At 69.0% G+C, this 18,497-nt stretch carries 20 protein-coding genes and 3 tRNA genes; 14 read left to right on the top strand and 9 right to left on the bottom strand.

What is annotated here, in order from left to right; translation table 11 throughout:
* Positions 1-82: 82 nt before the first annotated feature.
* Positions 83-514, top strand: a complete 432-nt coding sequence (locus tag P0592_RS09055; protein ID WP_276270561.1) for a hypothetical protein — start codon at positions 83-85, stop codon at positions 512-514.
* Positions 515-664: 150 nt separating this feature from the next.
* On the opposite strand, the gene P0592_RS09050 is transcribed toward P0592_RS09055, so the two are convergent.
* From P0592_RS09050 to coxB, 3 genes are read right to left on the bottom strand one after another with little or no spacing between them, the layout of a single operon-like run.
* Positions 665-931 carry a cytochrome C oxidase subunit IV family protein gene (locus tag P0592_RS09050; protein ID WP_276270560.1) on the bottom strand — a complete coding sequence of 89 codons (267 nt, stop codon included), beginning with the start codon at positions 929-931 and terminating at the stop codon, positions 665-667.
* Between the two features lie 4 nt (positions 932-935).
* Positions 936-3,518, bottom strand: a complete 2,583-nt coding sequence (locus P0592_RS09045) for a cbb3-type cytochrome c oxidase subunit I (protein WP_276270559.1) — start codon at positions 3,516-3,518, stop codon at positions 936-938.
* Positions 3,515-4,312, bottom strand: coding sequence for a cytochrome c oxidase subunit II (gene coxB, locus P0592_RS09040; protein ID WP_276270558.1), 798 nt, complete (start codon positions 4,310-4,312; stop codon positions 3,515-3,517). The genes P0592_RS09045 and coxB overlap by 4 nt, the downstream gene beginning before the upstream one ends.
* Positions 4,313-4,429: 117 nt before the next feature.
* Here coxB and P0592_RS09035 point away from each other — a divergent pair, with 117 nt between their 5' ends.
* A complete protein-coding gene (locus tag P0592_RS09035) occupies positions 4,430-4,951 on the top strand; it encodes a DUF6789 family protein (RefSeq protein WP_276270557.1) in 522 nt (173 codons plus the stop codon).
* Positions 4,952-5,048: 97 nt separating this feature from the next.
* Here P0592_RS09035 and P0592_RS09030 read toward each other — a convergent pair whose 3' ends face one another.
* From P0592_RS09030 to P0592_RS09020, 3 genes are all read right to left on the bottom strand, one after another.
* Positions 5,049-5,489: a DUF5790 family protein gene (locus tag P0592_RS09030; RefSeq protein ID WP_276270556.1), complete on the bottom strand. Its 441-nt coding sequence runs from the start codon at positions 5,487-5,489 to the stop codon at positions 5,049-5,051.
* Between the two features lie 117 nt (positions 5,490-5,606).
* Entirely contained in the window at positions 5,607-6,737 is a 1,131-nt protein-coding gene (locus P0592_RS09025) for a DUF7544 domain-containing protein (protein WP_276270555.1), read from the bottom strand.
* A gap of 61 nt (positions 6,738-6,798) precedes the next feature.
* Complete coding sequence (locus P0592_RS09020) at positions 6,799-7,152, bottom strand: dihydroneopterin aldolase family protein (protein WP_276270554.1); 354 nt, start codon at positions 7,150-7,152, stop codon at positions 6,799-6,801.
* Positions 7,153-7,227: 75 nt separating this feature from the next.
* Between P0592_RS09020 and azf the strand changes: the two genes are divergently transcribed.
* Both azf and P0592_RS09010 read left to right on the top strand, forming a co-directional pair.
* Positions 7,228-8,001, top strand: coding sequence for an NAD-dependent glucose-6-phosphate dehydrogenase Azf (azf, locus tag P0592_RS09015; protein ID WP_276270553.1), 774 nt, complete (start codon positions 7,228-7,230; stop codon positions 7,999-8,001).
* A 45-nt stretch (positions 8,002-8,046) separates the two neighbouring features.
* Positions 8,047-8,769 carry a hypothetical protein gene (locus tag P0592_RS09010; protein WP_276270552.1) on the top strand — a complete coding sequence of 241 codons (723 nt, stop codon included), beginning with the start codon at positions 8,047-8,049 and terminating at the stop codon, positions 8,767-8,769.
* On the opposite strand, the gene P0592_RS09005 is transcribed toward P0592_RS09010, so the two are convergent.
* Entirely contained in the window at positions 8,770-9,381 is a 612-nt protein-coding gene (locus P0592_RS09005) for a DUF309 domain-containing protein (protein ID WP_276270551.1), read from the bottom strand.
* A 129-nt stretch (positions 9,382-9,510) separates the two neighbouring features.
* On the opposite strand from P0592_RS09005, the gene P0592_RS09000 reads away from it, so the two are divergent.
* Together P0592_RS09000 and P0592_RS08995 are read left to right on the top strand one after the other, a co-directional pair.
* Complete coding sequence (locus tag P0592_RS09000) at positions 9,511-10,386, top strand: formate/nitrite transporter family protein (RefSeq protein ID WP_276270550.1); 876 nt, start codon at positions 9,511-9,513, stop codon at positions 10,384-10,386.
* A gap of 106 nt (positions 10,387-10,492) precedes the next feature.
* Positions 10,493-11,821 carry an APC family permease gene (locus tag P0592_RS08995; protein WP_276270549.1) on the top strand — a complete coding sequence of 443 codons (1,329 nt, stop codon included), beginning with the start codon at positions 10,493-10,495 and terminating at the stop codon, positions 11,819-11,821.
* Between the two features lie 199 nt (positions 11,822-12,020).
* Here P0592_RS08995 and P0592_RS08990 read toward each other — a convergent pair.
* Positions 12,021-12,093, bottom strand: a tRNA-Arg gene (locus P0592_RS08990).
* Between the two features lie 134 nt (positions 12,094-12,227).
* Here P0592_RS08990 and P0592_RS08985 point away from each other — a divergent pair.
* The 4 genes from P0592_RS08985 to P0592_RS08970 all read left to right on the top strand — a co-directional run bounded on the left by P0592_RS08985 (position 12,228) and on the right by P0592_RS08970 (position 15,782).
* Positions 12,228-12,722 carry a hypothetical protein gene (locus tag P0592_RS08985; protein WP_276270548.1) on the top strand — a complete coding sequence of 165 codons (495 nt, stop codon included), beginning with the start codon at positions 12,228-12,230 and terminating at the stop codon, positions 12,720-12,722.
* A 131-nt stretch (positions 12,723-12,853) separates the two neighbouring features.
* Positions 12,854-14,284: a single-stranded DNA binding protein gene (locus tag P0592_RS08980; protein ID WP_276270547.1), complete on the top strand. Its 1,431-nt coding sequence runs from the start codon at positions 12,854-12,856 to the stop codon at positions 14,282-14,284.
* Positions 14,285-14,339: 55 nt separating this feature from the next.
* On the top strand, positions 14,340-14,777 hold the full coding sequence (locus tag P0592_RS08975; RefSeq protein ID WP_276270546.1) for a histone: 438 nt from the start codon (positions 14,340-14,342) through the stop codon (positions 14,775-14,777).
* Positions 14,778-15,782 carry a histone deacetylase family protein gene (locus P0592_RS08970; RefSeq protein ID WP_276270545.1) on the top strand — a complete coding sequence of 335 codons (1,005 nt, stop codon included), beginning with the start codon at positions 14,778-14,780 and terminating at the stop codon, positions 15,780-15,782.
* Between the two features lie 7 nt (positions 15,783-15,789).
* Here the strand turns inward: P0592_RS08970 and cca are convergent, their stop codons facing one another.
* Positions 15,790-17,181, bottom strand: coding sequence for a CCA tRNA nucleotidyltransferase (gene cca / locus P0592_RS08965; RefSeq protein WP_276270544.1), 1,392 nt, complete (start codon positions 17,179-17,181; stop codon positions 15,790-15,792).
* Positions 17,182-17,277: 96 nt separating this feature from the next.
* On the opposite strand from cca, the gene P0592_RS08960 reads away from it, so the two are divergent.
* The 4 genes from P0592_RS08960 to P0592_RS08945 all read left to right on the top strand — a co-directional run bounded on the left by P0592_RS08960 (position 17,278) and on the right by P0592_RS08945 (position 18,421).
* Positions 17,278-17,350, top strand: a tRNA-Asn gene (locus P0592_RS08960).
* Between the two features lie 81 nt (positions 17,351-17,431).
* Positions 17,432-17,506: transfer RNA gene (locus P0592_RS08955), tRNA-Ile, on the top strand.
* Between the two features lie 87 nt (positions 17,507-17,593).
* Positions 17,594-17,776, top strand: a complete 183-nt coding sequence (locus P0592_RS08950; RefSeq protein ID WP_276270543.1) for an Hsp20/alpha crystallin family protein — start codon at positions 17,594-17,596, stop codon at positions 17,774-17,776.
* Positions 17,777-18,244: 468 nt separating this feature from the next.
* Positions 18,245-18,421: an HVO_0416 family zinc finger protein gene (locus P0592_RS08945; protein WP_336406624.1), complete on the top strand. Its 177-nt coding sequence runs from the start codon at positions 18,245-18,247 to the stop codon at positions 18,419-18,421.
* Positions 18,422-18,497: the final 76 nt, after the last annotated feature.

The raw sequence follows: 18,497 nt of genomic DNA, 5'->3' as shown, positions 1-18,497 counted from the left end.
TGTGTGATGAAATGACACCCACTTCTAACCGGGGGTCCGAGCGGCACCAACGATTATTACGGACACTGCTGTACGTCACCGTATGGCAACCTCGTATCTCGTGAGTACGGCGCTGATGGGGCTGGTCGGGTTCGCGATACTCGGCTGGGTGGCTCGCAGTCGCGGCTGGTACGACTACACCCCGTCGGCCGGCGGGTGGGTACCGACCGGGGCCGTCCAGCGTCGCGACGAGCTCTGGGACGACCCCGCGGTGCTGGGGCTCGGCTTCGCGCTGCTGGTCGTCGGCTTCGTCGGGCTGACGTTCGCGTACATCTCCGCGCCGGCCGCTCAGCGGGCGACGATGGGCCTGAGCGTCGCGCTGGCCGGCGGGATCGCGCTCGTGAGCTACCTGCTGTTCGGCGTCTACAGCTCCGCGAAGCGGCGGGGTCACCCCAGTTCGCTGGCCGCCGCGGAGTCGGCCACCGTCGCGGCGACCCTCTTCCTCGTCGCCATCGTCGCGCAGCTGGTCGCGTGACCCCCGACGGGCGGCCGAAGCTACGTAGCCGCGCCCGTGGCACGACGGACTATGCCGCCGCTGGTCGACCTGCTCGGGAGCGCACTGCGCGAGATCGCCCCGGTGGCGGTGTCGTCCTGGCGGCGGTGTGGGTGTTCTGAGAGAGGGGCTTCAGACGATGGAGTAGGCGGCGGCCATCGTCAGCGCCACGGCCGCCAGCGTTCCGCCCAGCACGAGGTACGTGACCGAACGGGGCTCCCAGCGGAGGTGCTGGTAGTAGGCGGCGACGCCGACGGCCTTGATCACCGACAGCACCATTATGATCCCGAACGCCGCCCAGTAGGCGCTCTCGACGAGGCCGGCGAACTCGACGACGGCCTGTGCGGTCGCGAACACGAACAACACGACGTAGATCAGGGTGTAGCCTTTCCAGTCCATGGTCTTAGAGGATGTAGAACAGCGGGAACAGGAACAGCCACACGATGTCCACGAAGTGCCAGTACAGCCCGAAGTACTCGATGGGCTTGTCGTCGCCCTGGTAGGCCCCGTTCCAGGCCCTGACGGCCATGTACGCACAGATTATCAGGCCGACGGTGACGTGGGCTCCGTGGAGCCCGGTGGTGAGGTAGAACGTCGACGAGGCGATGTTCGTCGAGAGGTTCCACCCGTTGGGGAACAGTTCGCTGTGGATGTGGAACAGGTGGTTCCACTCGATCCCCTTGTTGATCAGGAAGCCCACACCCAGCAGGAAGGTCCCGACCAGCGCGGCGACCGTGCCCCGGCGGCTCTCGCGTTCGGCGGCGACCATCGCCAGCACGACGAGGAAGCTCGACGTGAGCAGCAGGTAGGTGTTGATCAGGCCCGGCATCGTCACGTGGGCCGCCGGGATGAGGTCGTGGTGCCACTCCGTCCAGCCGTAGGCGACCCGCACGAAGGCGTACGAGCCGATGAAGGCCCCGAAGAGGACGATGTCGCTGGCGAGGAAGAACCACAGCCCGAGTTTCGTCTTCTCGACGCCGGCGAACGGCCAGCGCTCGGCGATGGCCATCTCCGGCGCGTGGAACGACTCGCGGGCCATCCCGAACAGCGAACCGACCGTCGCCAGGCCGCCGGCGGCGGCCAGCGAGATGTAGACCAGGCTCCCCGTGCGCACGCCCGAGAGCCCGAGGAAGGCGACGAAGCCCGCGAGACTGATGAGGAACGGCCACAGGCTCGCGTGGCTGGCGTGTTCCTCCTCCTCGGTCTCGTGGGCCGGGACCGTCGGCGTCGCCGTCGCCCGGGCGGTCACCGGGGCCGTCCCGGTCCCGCCGTCAGTTGCAGTGCCGCCGTCCGCGACGACGCCGCTCCCAGCGGGCCGGTCGGAGTCGCTCGTCTCCCGGCGGCGCTCGGCCACGTCCTCGTCGTCGAGGAAGGACAGCGAGCCGCCCGCGTAGCTCGGGATGCCCGGGAAGTTCTCCAGGGGCGGCGGCGAGGAGACCGCCCACTCGGCGGAGGTGGCGTAGTCCCACGGGTTGTCGCCGGCGTCCTCGCCGCGCCACAGCGAGACGAAGAGGTTGTAGAACATGATGAGCATACTCGCGCCGAGGATGAACCCGCCGACGGTGGCGACGGAGTGGTAGATCTGGAGGTCCTGGGAGTACTCGAACACCCGCCGGGGCGTCTCCCAGGCGACGAACATCGGGAAGTACAGCAGATTGAACCCGACGAAGTACACCGCGAAGTGGAGCTTCCCGAGGAACTCGTCGTACATCTTCCCGGTTATTTTCGGATACCAGTAGTAGAGCCCGCCGAAGAGCGCGGTCGCGCCCGAGACCATCACGTAGTGGAAGTGCGCGACCACCCAGTAGGTGCCCCGGAACTGGTAGTCCAGCACGATGGCCCCGAGGAAGACGCCGGTGATGCCGCCGATGATGAAGAGGATGAGCGCGCCCAGCGAGAACAGGAACGGCGTGGTGAAGCGGACCCGTCCCTTCGCCATCGTGTAGATCAGTGAGAACACCATCAGGTCGAAGGGCAGCGAGATCCCGATGGTCGTCGCCATGAAGATGGTCTTGATGGGGAGGTTGATCCCGGTCAGGAACATGTGGTGCATCCAGACGACGAAGCTCTGGAGCGCCACCAGCACCATCGAGAGGATGAACCACTTCCGGCCGACGAGTCGGCGGCCGGTGAACGTCTGGAAGCACTCGGCCATGACCCCCAGCGCGGGGAAGAAGACGATGTACACCTCGGGGTGGCCGAAGAACCAGAACAGGTGCGCCCACAAAAGCGACGCCCCGGGGTTGTCGGCGTCGGTGGCCATCGTCGTGCCGTCGATGGAGTAGGCGAAGTAGTTCGTCCCGATGATGTGGTCGGAGCCGAGGATCATCAGCGCCGCCAGCAGGGCGGCGAAGGCAAAGAGCATCATCCAGACGGTGAGGTTGATCGACAGCGAGAAGATGGGGATATCGCGCATCCGCATCCCCTCGGCGCGCATCCGGTACATCGTGGTCAGGAAGTTCACCGACCCCAGCGTCACCGCGGCGGTGAACATGATGAGCGCCAGCACGACGGAGGTCGCGCCGAGCCCCTCGCCGGGGATGTAGGCGGGCGTGTTCAGCGGCGCGTACATCGTCCACCCGCCGACGAAGGTCATCCCCTGGAAGAAGGAGACGCCCATCAGGACCCCCGAGAAGAGGTAGAGCCAGTACGACAGCGCGTTCAGGCGCGGGAACGCGAGGTCGTCGGCCCCGATCTGGAGCGGGACCACGTAGTTGGCGAACCCGAAGGCGAAGGGCGAGATGAACCAGAACACCATCAACAGCCCGTGGGTGGAGACCGCCTGGTTGTACCCCAGCGACCCCAGCAGGTCCGCGCCGGGGGAGATGAGTTCGAGGCGGAACAGCAGCGCCAGCATCCCGCCGAAGACCAGGAAGAAGAGCGCGGTGACCAGGTAGAGGACGCCGATGTCCTTGTGGTTGGTCGTGAGGAACCACCGGCTGATCGAGGACTTCGGCGGCAGCCCGTGGTCGTGGGCTTCGCTCACGCCGGGACACCTCCCGCGGGCGCGGCAGCCCGTGCGGGCGCGCCGAGGCTCGCGGTCCCGTTCGCACTCGTCGCGTTCCCGCCCTCAGTCGTTCCGTTCGTCCCCGCGTACCACTCGTCGAACTCCTCGGCGGGCATAACCTGCACGTCGGCGACCATCTGCGAGTGGCCGCTGCCACAGAGTTCGTAACACTTCGCCTGGTAGGTGCCCGTCTCGTTGGCGACGAACCACGCGTCCGTGTACATCCCCGGGATGGCGTCGGTCTTGACCCGCCACTCGGGGATGCCGAAGTTGTGGAACACGTCCCGCGATGTCACCCGTAACCTGACCACCCGGTCCTCGGGCACCCGGAGGGTGATGTCGCTGTAGTTGTTCGGGTAGATGAACTCCCAGCCGAAGCGGAACCCCTCGACCTCGACGGTGATCGACTCGGCCCGATCCTCGGGCGGCCCCTGCTCGATGTACAGCAGCGTGCTGTACGTCCAGGCGATGAGCGAGATCACGATGACGGCGCTGATGCCGAAGGAGTAGAACACCTTCCGGCCGCCCGATCCCCCCTGTGGTAGCTCCCCCATCGACGGGCGCTCGACCTTGTCGGCGTAGGGGTCGTCCTCGCTCGCGGACTCGCGGTACTTCACCGCGTGGTACAGCGTGTACAGGATGACGACGATCCCCACGGCCGTCCCCAACCAGAGAAACACCTCGAAGATGTTGTTGAACACCTGTTTCGGTGACCTGACCGGCCCCCCCTGGAGTAGGAGGCTCACGGCGTGTGGTACCAAGTGACTCGGCATTTCCCTAATGTTTTTTCAGCACCTATCATAGGTATTGTGGACAGTCAGATTACATAACCGGGTCCACAGCCGAACACGTGCGCATTCTTTTTGTCACTTGGTACGCTATGACACACTATGAACGATGCGTCACCCGGGGTCGACGACCCCGTCAACGACGACTCGCTGGTCGAGAGCGAGGAGTTCGACAGCCTCGCGGGGATCCTCGCCGACGGCGTCGTGGGCGCGGCGGGCGGCCTCGTCGGGACGGCGATGATGAGCGTCGTCTTCCTGATCGCACAGTCGGTGGGCGCGTTCAGCTTCGGCGACTTCGCCATCCTGACCGAGATCGTGGGACTGACCGGCTACGTGCCGGAGGTGCTGTTCGGCCTGTTCGTCTTCCTCGGCGGCGGGATGTTCCCGTGGCCGCTCCTGTTCGCGTCGCTGAAGGCGTACCTGCCCGGCGACTCCGACGCGAAGGCGGGGGCGTTCTTCGGGGCCGCGATGTGGACGGGGTTCGTCCTCGCGTTCTACACCGGACAGAGCGGCGTCACGCTCGCGCTGTACGCGGCGCTGACGCTGCTCGCCCACGTCGTCTACGGCGTCGGCCTCGGGATGGTGTTCACCTACTTCGCCACCCGGCCCGACTCCATCGTGTAGGCCGCCTCGGCCACCCCGCCGGCTCCCCCCGGAGGGGAGAGCGATCGCCGGACACCTCGGACGAGCGCGTCGCTGGGGAACGGGAGAAGAGCGGCGGTCAGGCCTCGGCCTCGTCGGCCTCGGCGTCCGTCTCCGCGTCGTCGCTGCCCTCGCCGAGTTCCTCCAACGTGCTCCGCAGCTGTGGGATCGTCGCGGTCAGGTCGCTCACCTGCTCGCGGGCGTCCTCGACGTCCTTGATCAGGCCCTCGACGGTCTCGATCTCCTCGGCCAGGTCGTCGGCGTCCTCGAAGGCGTCGGCGCGTTCGCCCATCGTGTACCACTTCTTCGCGTCCCGCAGGTGGTCCTCGGCGTCGCCCACGTCGAGTGCCCCCTTCAGCGCGTTCAGGACACCGAGCGTGTTGTCGGCCTCGACGTCCCAGACGGCGTCGGCGTCGGGCAGCGCCCCGCGGGCCTCGGCCAGCGACGCCTCCACGTCGGAGCGCATCTCGTTGGCGGCCTCGCCGAACAGTTCGTCGTCGTCCAGACTCGTCTGACTCATAGGGAGGTATTCACACGGGGAGGGATTAAAAGCCCGCCTGAAAGTGAAAGTGTAACCGCCGGACGCGAGCGGTCGGCGGTCGGAGAAACCGAAAACGAACTCCCGGGACCCGTCGGCTCAGCCCCGGACGTCCGCCCTGACCTCGGGGATGGGGTCGAGGTCGGCGTCGATGTCGCCCAGCACGAGCATCGCGTAGTAACGCAGGAACGCCAGCAGCGGCGCTTTGATGAGGTTCGCGACGACCAGCAGGACCAGCGCGAACGCCGCGAGGGAGATCCCCGCGAGCACGCCGGCCAGCAGCCCCTGTCCCAGCGCGAACCAGAAGACCAGCGCCAGTCCCCCGAACGGGATCAGCAGGACGATCGCGGCGACGACGCCCAGCACCGCACCGACGATGCCGACGCCGATGCCGAGGACGACCGAGAGCGCGAGGTAGGCGAGGTACTGCTTGGGGTGGTCGGTCAGCGAGTCAAGCAGGCGCTGCCAACTGGCGACGACGCCGTCGTCGTCGTCGACCATCAGCGGGACGACGAAGACGTTGGTGAAGCCGTTGATCGTGCCGCCGACCACCGCCGCCACGACGAGCAGGAGGACGAACAGCCCGAACGACCCGAGGATGACGGACGCGCCGAGGTCGGTCGCGCTCCCCCCGAGCACGGCCAGGAACAGGGCCAGTGCGAGACCGCCGAACACCACCAGCATCGCCAGCCCGACGACGATCCGGAAACCCAGCAGTCGGAGGCCGTTGCCGAGGTGGTCCCTCGCGTAGCGGCGGACGTGGACCTCGCGGTCGACGAGCGACTGGACGAAGACGAACTCCATCAGCGCGCCGAGGACGGCGAAGACGACGACGAGGGCGACGACGACCAGCACGACGACCAGGAGCGTCAGGAGGCCGAAGCCGGCCAGCGCCTCGGCTGCGCCCGGCGGGAGTCCGGGGCCGGGGCCGCCGGTCTGGAGCAGCCCCCCCGGGAGCGTCAGTCGGGCCAGCCCGTCGGTCACGGCCGGCAGCGACTCCAGCGGCGCGGTCGCGCCGAACCCGCCGGAGCCGCCGGTGCCGCCGCCACCGCCGCCACCGCCCATATCACCGAGGTTGCTGAGGTTCTGGACGCCGCCGGTGCCGCCGCCACCGCCGATGAAGAAGACGACGAAGGCGAGCCGGAGCCACGTCCCGAGCTCGAACGGGAGCACGAACGACTTCGTGGCGTCGATGGCGTCGCCGATGTCGTCCACTGCGTGGAGGGTCATCACCGGACCTCCACGGGCACCGCGGGTAAAATTTTCGGGGCTGTTCGACCGATCAGATACCTTATCCGTCCGGCGAGACCGCGTCCACCCGCATCAGCGGGTACCCGTCCTCCATCGCCATACTGGTCTCGACGACGACCCCCTCGTAGTCGACGGTCATCTCGACGTCGAGGAAGCGGCCGGTGAGTTCCGTGTAGTCTGCCCCGCCCGCTTCGATAGCCTCGGCCAGGACGTCCTCGCGGACCGACACGTCGACTCGCTCACAGTACGGCTGGTTCTCGATGGCCTCCTCCATCGCCCGGGCCAGCGAGTCGGCGCTGGCGGGGCTGACCGGCGTTCCGGCGAACTGGTGGTACAGCGAACCGAACTTCACGCCCGCCTCGAAGCAGGCGACCTGTGGAGCCGTCGGGTCCATACGGACCCCTCGGCGGGCCGGCACATAACGGAACCGCAAGCTACCTATTGACCGATGACCTGTCCCCGATAAGGTATGGACGGCCCGGTTCTGCTCACTGGCGCTGGCGGCGCGGTCGGGGAGGCCATCCTCGAGGGCATCGGGGACGACTACGACTGGAAGCTCATGTTCCACAGTCCCCCGGCCGAGGAGCCCGCCCACGAGTACGTCGTCGGCGACGTGGCCGACGACGACGACGTCGCGCGGGCGGTCGACGGCGTCAGCGCCGTCGTCCACCTCGCCGGCGACCCCCGGAAGACCGCGCCCTGGAAGTCGGTCCTCTCGAACAACATCGACGGCACCCAGAAGATGTACGAAGCCGCCGTCGACGAGGGGGTCGAGCGGTTCGTCTTCGCCTCCTCGAACCACGCCGTCGGCGCGTTCGAGACCGACCGCCGCACCCCGGAGATGTACCGCGAGGACGACGAGTTCCTGCTGGACGGCTCCGAGTTCCCCCGCCCGGGGAACCTCTACGGCGTCTCGAAGGCCACCGGCGAGATCCTCGGTCGGTACTACCACGACGAGTACGGCATCACGGTCTGTAACATCCGCATCGGCAACCTCACGCGGAACCACCCGCCCATCGACTACGAGCGCGGGCAGGCGATGTGGCTCTCCTACCGCGACTGCGCCCACATCCACGAGTGCGCGCTCGAGGCGGACTACGAGTTCGAGATCGTCTACGGGATCAGCGACAACGACCGGAAGTACTACTCCATCGAGCGCGCGAGGGAGGCGCTGGGCTACGACCCCCAGGACAACTCCGCGCACTTCGACGGGGAACAGCGGGTCGTCGAACCGGACGCCTGAGCGTCCCGGTCGTCGCGTCTCGCAACCGACTCGGACGCCCCGGAGGTGGTCGCCCCACCCGAGGACGTCGAACGCCTCGACGGGGACGAGGGCGTGGTCCTCGGACTGGCCGCGGTCGCTGCGGGACATCTCCCGGGCCTCGTCGAATTACCGGTGGCGGAACATCGTATCGGCGTCGGCGTTGAGGCTACACGTCCGGCCCTTGGACTCCGGGAAGTTGTCGACGTCGCCGTCGGGCCCGCGGATCGCCCGGTCGATGTCGGTCCCCCGGTCGCGGTGGGTAGTGCCGTCGGGACACTCGCGGTCGACGGCGAGGTCCGCGGCGCACGGTCGGCGACGCGGGACGGGCTTTTATGCGCGTCTCCCGACAACGGCGACGCGATGCCCTCCGAGACGCGTCTCGACGCACTGGCCGCCCGTGTCTTGACACAGCGCAACGCCGTCATCGCGACGGCCATCGCCGTCGCCATCCCGGCGGCGTACGCCTTCTACACCCTGTTCGGCGACGGTTCGGGCGACTTCCTCCTGCTGATGACGCTCGCGGTGGGTGTCCCGACGGCCTACGACGGCTACTGGCCCCAGTACGACCGAGCCTGGAAGGCGGTGGCGTGGACGCTCGCCGCCTGTGCGGTCGCCGGCATCGAGTTCGCCGGCCTGTACGTGCTCGGACACGTCGAACTCCGCCGCTCGCCGTTCGTCGCCGCCGTCGGCGCGTTCCTCGCGACGTGGGGGCTGAACCTCGGGTGGCTCGTCCTCCGCCGCCGGTAGTCAGTCGAACAGCCCCGCGACGTCGCTGTCCTTGCCCCGTTCGCGCTCGACGTGACGCCGCAGCCGGTCGTAGACGACCGGCCGCCCCTCGGGGTCGCGGACGAACGAGAACAGGAGGCCGACGAACCGCCCCTCGCCCCGCTCGTCGAGTTCGGCGCGGGCGTAGTCGACTGCGTCGACGACCACCGACTCGTCGTGGCCGTCGGCCTCGGCGAGCACGCCGGCGGCGACGGCCGTCGCCGCGAAGTCGAGGTCGTCGTAGGCGACGGCGACGCCGTCGTGGGTCAGTTCGGGCGGGTCCGCCCAGTCGATCGCCTCCGGGTCGGCGGCCGCGCGGGCGAGGAACGGGCGCACGTCGGCGAGGGTCACGCCGCGGTACTCGGCCGGGAGGGCTTCGAGGTACTCGCCCGCGCTCTCCGCGAGGCCCCGGGCACCCGACCAGTTCCCGTCGGTGCCGTGGTGGACGACGGCGGTGAACTGGATGAGCCCGTGGAGGAACCGCTCGTCGTCGCCCGCATCGAGGGCCAGCCAGCGGTCCTCCCACGCGTCGTGGGCGGCGTGGTAGCGGCCGGCGTTGTAGACGGCGATCCCCGCGCGAAGGTGGGCCTCCATACGCGAGCGTTCGGCCGCGGCGGGCAAAAAACACCGCGACGAACCGAGCGCGCGGGCAGTCGCAGGCCGTGGACACTTTCCGCCGGGGCGGCTCCCCCCGGTGATGTCTACGTCTCGGGAGGACGCTCGATGAGCGACACCGGTAGCGGTGGCGAACCGACACCCGGGGACACGATGCGGGACTACACGGCCATCCTCGAGAACCAGATGGGCGAGGGGATACGGACCATCGAACGGCCGTCGACGGGACAGTTCGTCTCGGCGCTGTCCTGCGGGTTCGACCTCGGACTCGGGCCGCTGTTCCTGATCGCGATGGCGACGGTCGCGGGGACCGCGCTCGACCCGCCCCTGCTGAAGTTCCCGATGTCGCTGATGTACACCTTCGGGTTCGTCTACGTCGTGCTCGGCCACTCGGAGCTGTTCACCGAGCACACGACGCTGGCCGTGTTGCCGGTGTTGGCCGGCGACAAGTCCGTGCGGGAACTCGGCCGGTTGTGGGGACTCGTCTGGAGCGGGAACATCGTCGGCGGCGTGTTCATGGCGGTGCTGATCGCCCGCTACGGTCCCACGACCGGCGTCATCACCCGGGAGACGGTCGTCGGCGTCGCGACGCCGTTCGTCGAACTCTCCCCGGTCGGCGTGTTCGTCGGCGCGCTACTGGCGGGCTGGCTGATGGGTCTGCTGTCGTGGCTGCTCACCTCCGCCGGCGACTCGATCACCCGGCTGACCATCGTCGTCCTGACGACGTTCGTGATCGGGTTCTTCCACCTGCCCCACTGCGTCGCCGGTAACATCGAGGTGCTGGCGGGCATCTTCGCCGGCGCACCCATCTCCTACGGCGAGTGGGCGCAGTTCCTCGCGATCACGACGGTCGGCAACGCCGTCGGCGGCGTGGTGTTCGTCTCGATCATCAAGTACGCCCACGTCCGGCGCGGCCGTCCGGAACCGGAGGGCGTCGCCGTCGAGCAACAGGAGGGCGTCGGCATCGACGCCCGTCGGGACTGACGGACATCGAGCCCGCTCAACGCGTTAGACGGGCGCTACGCCCCACTCGGTCCGCAAGCACAGGAAAGCACAAATCCTTACAAAGGACCGCTTGTACCGATCGTCGATGTCAGACGACGACCAACTCGGCGTCTTCGGCGCGAGCGCCATCGCCCTCGGCGGGATGATCGGCGGGGGCGTGTTCGCCGTCCTCGGCGTCGTCGCTCGGATCACGGGCGCGTCCGCCTGGGCGGCGTTCGCACTCGCGTCGACGGTGTCGATGGCGGCCGCGTACTCGTATCTCCAGCTCAACAAGCTCTCTGACGACCACGGCGGGTCGGTGACGTTCATCGAGAACTTCGTCGGCCGGCCGAAGCTCGCCGGCGTCGTCGGCTGGACGCTCCTGGTGGGCTACATCGGCGCGATGGCGATGTACGCCTTCGCGTTCGGGAGCTTCTTCGAGAAACTGTTCGACGTCACCACGGTCCCGCTGCTGGGCCTGCCGGTCCGGCCGTTCGTCTCGGTGGCGGCCATCGGCCTGTTCGTGGGGCTGAACCTGCTGGGAGCGCGTTCGACCGGCCGCTCCGAGATCGCGCTGGTCGCGCTCAAGGTGGCCATCCTCGTCGTCTTCGGCGGCTGGGGCGTGGTCTACGGCTTCCAGGTGAACTCCCTGGAGTTCGGCCTCTCGCCCAGCCCCGGCACCGGACTGCTGATGGCGACGGCGATCTCCTTCGTCTCCTTCCAGGGGTGGCAGCTCCTGATGTACGACCAGGAGCAGATCAAGGACCCCGAGTCGACGCTGCCGATCGCCGTCTACGTCTCGCTGGTCGCGACGGTGCTCATCGACGGCCTCGTCGCCGTCGTCACGACGAGCCTCGCCCCCCAGGAGGTCATCGCCCAGCACCCCGAGACGGCGCTCGCGGTCGCCGCGCGCCCGTTCATCCCCGGCGACTGGGGGTTCGTAGCGATCTCAATCGCCGCGCTGTTCTCGACGGGCAGCGCCATCAACGGGACGCTGTTCAGCAGCGCACACTTCGGGAAGGGGATGCTCAGCGACGACCTCCTGCCCGACCGGATCGGCGACGGCGACGCCGACGGCGTCCCCGAGCGGACCATCGTCGTGCTGGGCGTCCTCGCCGCGGCCTTCACCGCCTACGGGAGCCTCCAGGGGATCACCTCCTTCGGGTCGCTGGCGTTCATCGCCGTCTTCGGCGCGATGAGCTACGTCGGCTGGACCCAGCGCGACGCCGAGGAGATCAACGGCCTCGTCCCGGCGTTCGGCGTCGTCGGGTCGGCCGCGTTCTTCCCCATCCTCCTCTATCACCTGTTCATCCACCAGCGCAACACCTTCTTCACCGTGTTGCTCATCGCCGCCGCCGTGCTCGCGATCGAGCTGCTCTACTTCAAGCGCGAGTCGGTGCTCGAGGGCGTCCAGACCGTCGAGAAGGCGGTCTGAGGCGGCACCGGCCCGCGTCTCCCGGCGTCGGACGGCGCTCTCCGCCCACAGATCGCACGTCCGGTCGTGAACGCAGTGAACGTCCGGACGGAGATGTGACCTGGGCGAGACGCTCCGGGCGTGCGGCTCGCTCGCTCGAATCTCCGCACGGGGTCGACGCTGACCGCTCGCTCCGCTCGCGGTGTGGCGTCGAGAGAAACGTCCGGACGGAGATTTGAACTCCGGTCCCTGGCTCCGCAAGCCAAGAGGATAGTCCACTACCCTATCCGGACTCACCTTGACGGAGGCGGGTCGGTATGAAAAGGGTGACGGTTCGGGGGGCACCACGCGGCGCGGGGACACACCTCGGTCAAAGTCGGCTTTGAACCACCACAAGGGCCTTTCTTACGGATACTGTCTCGATGATATGGAACGCAGAGCCCTCCTCCGACGACTCGGGACCGCCGGGGTCGTCGCGCTCGCCGGCTGTGCGGGCAGCGGAGCCGACGACAGTCCGGCGGACGAGACCGACGAGCGAACGGAGACGCCGACGGGCGAACTCCCCGGCCGACCGCACGTGACCGACACGTCGTTCAGCGTCACGGGGCGCGGCTCGGGGACGCAGCGCGACGCGGCGACGGTCACCACCGACACCGACGTCGTCACAGTCGAGGGGACGGTCTGGGGTGCCGACGGCTGCAAGACGGCGACGCTCGCGGGTGCCGACTACGACCGCGGGACCCTCACCGTCACCGTCGGAACCGAGAACCGAGAGGGGGCCGATATGTGTACGCAGGCGATCGTCGAGATCGACTACCGTGCGACCGTCACCCTCGCGGGCGGCCTCCCCGAGACCGTCGAGGTCGTCCACGACCGCGGCGACGGCGGGACCACCGTGACGACGGCGTCGGTCGAGTCCTGACCGGAGGTTTATACCCGGGGACGGGACCAGCGGTACGTATGAGCGACCGACGGACGGAACCGGGAGACGGCGGCGGGCCGCTGGACCAACGGCAACGCTTAAGCGCGCCCCATCCCTGCGTCCCATAGATAATGGGTGCGATAGAGGACATCTACGCGGATCTGGAGACGGACGTCTCCGAGGAGGAGTTCCGCGAGGCCGTCGCGGAGAAGGTCGAACAGATGGGTGGCCTCGCGGACGAGGAGACGGCCGCGATGCTGCTGGCCCACGAGCTGAACGAGGGGGAGGTCGAGACCGTCGCCGACATCGAACCGGGGATGGACGAGGTGAAGTTCCTCGCGAAGGTGATGGCCGTCGGCGACCTGAACACCTTCGAGCGGGACGGCGACGACGAGGACGGTCGGGTCATCAACGTCGAGGCCGCCGACGAGACCGCCAGCGTCCGGCTCGCCTTCTGGGACCAGCAGGCCGTCGACATCGACGACGGGGCCCTGGACGTCGGCGACGTGCTCCGCGTGAAGGGCCGGCCGAAGGACGGCTACAACGGACTCGAAGTGTCCGTCGACAAGGCCGAACCCGACGAGGACGCCACCATCGACGTCGAACCCGGCGACGGCTCGACGATCGAGAGCCTGACGATGGGCCAGTCCGACGTGACGCTCCGTGGCCTCGTGCTCGATACCGACAGCGTCCGCACCTTCGACCGCGACGACGGCAGCGAGGGCCGCGTGGCGAACCTCACCCTGGGCGACGAGACGGGCCGCGTGCGCGTGACGCTGTGGGACGAACAGGCCGACCGCGCCGAGGAGATAGACCCCGGCACCTCCGTCGAGGTCGTCGACGGTTACGTCCGCGAGCGCGAGGGCTCGCTGGAGCTGCACGTCGGCGAGGACGGGGCCGTCGACGAGATCGACGACCGGGTGGCGTTCGAACCCGACGCCGACAGCATCGACGGCGTCGAGATCGGCGACACCGTCGACATCGCGGGCGTCGTCCGCTCGGCCGACCCCAAGCGGACCTTCGACCGCGACGACGGCAGCGAGGGCCAGGTCCGGAACGTCCGCATCCAGGACGGCACCGGCGACATCCGCGTGGCGCTGTGGGGCGAGAAGGCGGACAAGGAGATCGCGCCCGGCGACGAGGTGCTCGCCGCGGACGTCGAGATCCAGGACGGCTGGCAGGACGACAAGGAGGCCTCGGCCAACTGGGCGTCGACGGTCGTGGTGCTCGACGACGGCGCTGCGAGCACCGCCCCCGAACCGGAGGGCGACGACGACCACGCCGGGCTCTCGTCGTTCGGCGGGGGGAGCGACGGCGACGCCGGCGGCAGTGGCGGGGACACCGGCACGGCCTCCGACGCCGGCACGGCTGCCGGCGGCGCACAGACCGCCGAGCAGGTGGAGTTCACCGGGACCGTCGTCCAGACCGGCGACCCCGTCGTGCTGGACGACGGCGAGCAGACGATGAGCGTCGACACCGACCAGCGCGTCCAGCTGGGCCAGGAAGTCACCGTCCGAGGGGCGCTAGACGACGGGCGGGTCGACGCCGACGACGTGTTCTGAGCCGCCAAGCGGGGTTACGGAAACCCTTAAGGCCGCAACACTCCCGCGTGTTTGTATGAGCGTCGAGTTGCCGTTCGCGCCGGTCGATACCGTCATCCGACGGAACGCCGGCGGGTTGCGCGTGAGTGCCGACGCGGCAGAGGAACTGGCGCGTCGAATCCAGCAGCGGGGGGCGCGGCTGGCCGTCGACGCGGCCGAGGAGGCGACCGCCGACGGCCGGAAGACGCTGATGCCGTCGGACTTCGGCGTCGGGGAGGTCCCGGACAAGGACGCCCTGGAACTCCCCGTCGCCCCCGTCGACCGCATCGCTCGGCTCGACATCGACGACGACTACCGGGTCGCGATGGACGCCCGCGTGGCGCTGGCGTCCGTCCTCGAGCGGTTCGCCGACGACGCCGCCGCGGCCGCCGCCGACCTCGCCCGCCACGCCGACCGGCGGACGGTCAAGGCCGCCGACGTCCGAACCTACTTCGAACTCGCCCAGTACTACTGAATGAACTTCGGTTACCGCGAGGTCTGTCTGGACCACGACACCGGCCAGCGCCACCCCGAGAGTGCCGACCGCCTCCGTGCGGTCCGGCGGGCGCTCAAGGAGCGCCACGGCGTCGAGTACGTCGCCGCCAACGACGCCGACCTGGACCTCGTACGGACCGTCCACGACCCCGACTACATCGACGAGTTCCGCGAGTTCTGCGACGACGGTGGCGGGGACTGGGACGCCGACACCGTCGCCGTCGAGGCCACCTGGGACGCCGCGCTGGCCTCGGCCGGCCTCTCGGTGTGGGCCGCACGGGCCGCCGGGACGGACGTCTCCGACCGGGACACCCCCTTCGCCCTGGGTCGGCCACCCGGTCACCACGCCGTCGCCGACGACGCGATGGGGTTCTGTTTCATCAACAACGCCGGCGTCGCCGCTCAGGCCGCCCTGGAGGACGGAGCCGACCGCGTGGCCATCTTCGACTGGGACGTCCATCACGGGAACGGCACGCAGGACATCTTCTACGACCGCGGCGACGTCTTCTACGCCTCGATCCACGAGGACGGGCTCTACCCCGGGACCGGGGCCGTCGACGAGACCGGGAGGGGCGACGGCGAGGGCGCGACCCTCAACGTGAAGTACAGGCCGGGCGCGGACACCGCCGACTACCTCGCGGCCATCGACGACTGCATCGCCCCCGCCGTCGCCGACTACGACCCCGACCTGCTGGTGGTCAGCGCCGGCTTCGACGCCCACGAACACGACCCTATCTCGCGGATGCGGGTCTCGACGGAGGGGTACGGGGCGATGACCGCCCGGATGCGAAACCTCGCGGACGACTGTGACGCGGGCCTCGGGTTCGTTCTCGAGGGCGGCTACGGCCTCGACACGCTCTCGGACTCCGTCGCCACCGTCCACGAAGTGATGGACGGCTACCGGCCGATGGAGCCCGACGGCGACGTGAGCGACGAGGCCCGCGAGGTGCTGGACGAACTGGCCGAACGGGGCTTCGGGTCGTAGCGCGTCCTCACGGCTGCGGATCGAAGTACGCCGCCAGGTCACGGCCGAAGGCGTCGGCCAGCGCCGCGATCTCCGCCCCCACGAGCAGCTCGTAGCCGTCGTCGAGCGCCGACTCGACGTGGGGACCGAGGCGGACGTCGAACAGGGCGTCGCTCCGGAGGAAGGCCTCGGCGCTCCGGAACGCCCGGTCGCGCTCGACCACGTAGCGGTCGCCGTCGACGTACGGGCCGACCGCGTCGGGATCGTCGGCGTAGGCCTCGTAGAACCCCTCGGCGTGCTCGCGGACGTGGACCGGCGGCCCCTCGTGGCGCTCGACGGCCGGCCGCTCGGCCACGGCGAGTTCGACCAGCAGGACGGCGTCGCCGGTCGCGGCGGCCGGGCCGTCGGGGCCACCGCTGTCCCCGGCGAACGCCGCCGCCCGGAACGCCTCGAACCCCCGCCGTTCGAGTTCGTCCGTGACGCCGTGCAGCGACTTCCGGAGCTGCGGCCAGAGCTGGTCGGCGACCACGTCCGGCGCGTCGAACCGGAGCGCGACCGGCGTCGTCCCGCGGCGGTCGACGGCGGCCCGCACGTCGTCGGCGTCGTACGGCTCGGGGTCGCGGGACTCGAACAGCTCCGCGCGTGGGTCGGTCAGCAGGTCCCGGGCGTAGTGCTGGAGCCGGGCGACGCTCTCCGCCGAGCAGACCGCCGCGACGTTGCGCTCGGGGTCGGTCGGGTCGACGACCACCAGCGGGTCGTCGAACGTCTCGGTCCCGTGGTCGGCCGGGTCGAACCGCACCGGTGGATGCCAGTCCGCGGCGGCGTCGGCGAGCGCCCGGAACCCGCCGTACGCCAGGACGAGCAGTTCGGTGAGATAGCCCGAGAACCCCCGCGTCCGGAGGTCGCTCCCGTAGACGCCGACGCCCTTCAGGAACGCCTTCGCGACCCGGACCTCGTCTGCGAGGCCGTCGTCCAGCCGGCCGTCGAGATAGCGCGTGTGAAACGGCGTCCGATCGACCGCCGACTGGATGTCGCCCGCGTCGTCGACGGCGTAACACGGGACGAGGTCCACGTCGTAGCCGTCGACGGTCCCGACGACGTAAGGGTGTTCGGCGTACTCCTCGTGGCCGTCGGGGAGGACGGCGTGACCCACCTGCAGGCCGTACCGCTCCAGCTCGGACGGGTCGAGTTCCGGCGGGAACGCGACGAACACGTCCACGTCCCGATCGCCGGCGGTCCAGGTCCCCCGGGCCGTCGACCCGACCTGGATCACCTCGGCGTCGACCGGCAGGTCCGCGACTGCCGTCCGCGCCCGCTCCATCACCGCCTCCGCGGCCGCCTGGAGCCGCTCGCGCTCCGTGGCGTCGGGCGAGACCCGGGCCCGGACCCGCTCGACGACGGCGTCGAACTCGTCGCTCATACCCCCTGGTTCCCACAGAGTGCGTGAAAGCGTGTCGGTGACGACCGGAAGCGAAAGCCATATTTAACGACTCGGATAAGGTTTGGATGCGTCCGAGCCGCCGTAGCTCAGTTGGTAGAGCACCACGCTGTTAACGTGGTTGTCCCAGGTTCGAGCCCTGGCGGTGGCGTCTTCTCCGTCGCGCCGATCGGACACCCGCGGGACGCCGATGCCGACAGGCTAAAGACGAGGAATCGAGAACTGCCGCCGAGGGCCCTTAGCTTAGTCTGGTTAAAGCGGTCGGCTCATAACCGATTGAGCGCTGGTTCAAATCCGGCAGGGCCCACGTTTCTGCGAGGAGCGAGCGCGACGGGCGAAACACGCCGCCCGCGGGTTTCCGGTCCCGTCGCCCAGTGGGGGCCGATCGGAGTCGATGCCGACCGACCTCGTCGACATCACGGTCGCGGACCACAGGCTCCGGATCACCGCCGAGCGGACGGCGTCGGTCGACGAGGCGGACGAACAGCTCACCCGCCGCGAGCGACGGCGTCCTTTCGATCACACCCCGGGGACAGGGGATCGAGGGAGGCAGGGCCACGAGATCGCAGAGGAGTGAGCCGACGGCGGTTGGGGGACTCGGATCGCCCGCCACCGCTACACGCACATCCTGTCTTCCGGGTAGTCGTGGCTCGCCGCCGACTGTTCGGCCTCGGCCGGCGGGGCCATCCGGTCGGCGAGCGGCTCGTAATATCGCTCAATCTGCTCGCCGCGTTCCCGCAGCTCCGTCTCGTCGACGGCGAGCCCGTACAGCTGTTCGAGTTCCGAGGAGAGTCAGCGCCGCCCTCTCGCTCACACGTACAGCCGCCCGCGTCGGCAGTCGGCGAACGGCGACGGGGCCGGTCGTCGACACGGCGGCGGTCCGTGACGCCGGTGGACAGGGCGTGAGACCGGTGCGTGGAGCCGTCGCCGTCCGATACCGGACACTCGGAAATCGCCGTCGCCGGGCGATCCGCAGCGGCGGTGGTGTGGCAACGTTCGACAGTACCGGTAGTTCTATATGCTGGTGTGGTATACCATAGCACGTATGGCGTCCGCACCGAGTAGCGACGATATGTTCGACGAGTTCCTCTCACAGCGGGGCCACGAGGTCGACGAGCCCGGTTGGGAGGAGAACTACAACAAGAAACAGTGTCCGGACTGTGGCGGTCTCCACGAGACGTCGGCGACCGAGTGCTCGGTGTGCGGCTGGACACCGGTATAACCACGGCGCGCTTTCTGCGGTTCGTCGTCGACTCCAGTGGAGCGGGAGCGCCGTCGACCCGTCGAGGGGGTGTAGC

The organism is Haloarcula litorea, assembly GCF_029338195.1.
Taxonomy (GTDB): Archaea; Halobacteriota; Halobacteria; order Halobacteriales; family Haloarculaceae; genus Haloarcula; species Haloarcula litorea.
This window is presented reverse-complemented; position numbering and strand designations above follow the sequence as displayed.